The organism is Corynebacterium sp. HMSC05H05 (genome assembly GCF_001807265.1).
Classification (GTDB): Bacteria; Actinomycetota; Actinomycetes; order Mycobacteriales; family Mycobacteriaceae; genus Corynebacterium.
This window is the reverse complement of sequence record NZ_KV788419.1, coordinates 1-818: the sequence shown is the minus strand read 5'-3', so window position 1 is coordinate 818 and position 818 is coordinate 1. Positions and strand designations below refer to the sequence as shown.

General features: G+C 59.9%; 1 pseudogene. It reads left to right on the top strand.

The annotated features are described in order from the left end of the window. Positions 1-818: pseudogene (locus HMPREF3151_RS10620) on the top strand (IS1249 family transposase); the annotation flags it as partial.

Sequence of the window (818 nt, the reverse complement as noted above, 5' to 3'; positions counted from 1 at the left end):
ATTGCACCACCGCAATATCACTGGACGACCTAGCTAAACGAAACGGTGTCAGCCGCGCCACCATGAAGCGGCGCTTCAAGGGGTGCTGGCTCGTTGATGTGCCGGACCCTACCGCTGGCTACGACAAACGGGTCTACGACCAGGTATTCCTCGACGGCACCTACACCGCCGGCGGTTGTTTGATCGTCGCGGCGACAATCGACCACGTGATCGCCTGGCACTGGTGCAAACACGAAACCACCCGCGACTACCAACTACTGCTTGAGCGCATCGAAGCCCCACTCATCGCCGTCATCGACGGCGGCCAAGGCGCATACAGCGCGATCAAAAAGTGCTGGCCGACCACGAAAATCCAACGCTGCCTCGTCCACGCCCAACGCGTGGTGCGCCGCTACACCACCAGCAACCCGCGCACGGATGCCGGGCGCACCATCTACCGACTTGCGCTGAAACTGACCCGAATCACCACCCTGGACGAGGCAGCGCAATGGGGTGCGCAACTGCACGAATTCTCCACAATCTACCGGGCATGGATGGACGAGAAACCCCTGATCAAAGACCCAAAAACCAGTGCATGGACCCGCGTGTGGACACACCACAACGTGCGCAAGGCCTACAACAGCCTCAACCATCTTTGGCGGTCCGAGATGCTGTTTGTCTACCTCAACCCGCCAACAGCAGTCCTTCAACCAGAGCGGATCAAATCCACCACCAACAGCTTAGAAGGCGGGATCAACGCCCAGCTCAAACTGCTCGCCAGAACCCACCGCGGCAGATCCGGCGAACGACAACGCCGCATGCTGGATTGGTGGCTCTAC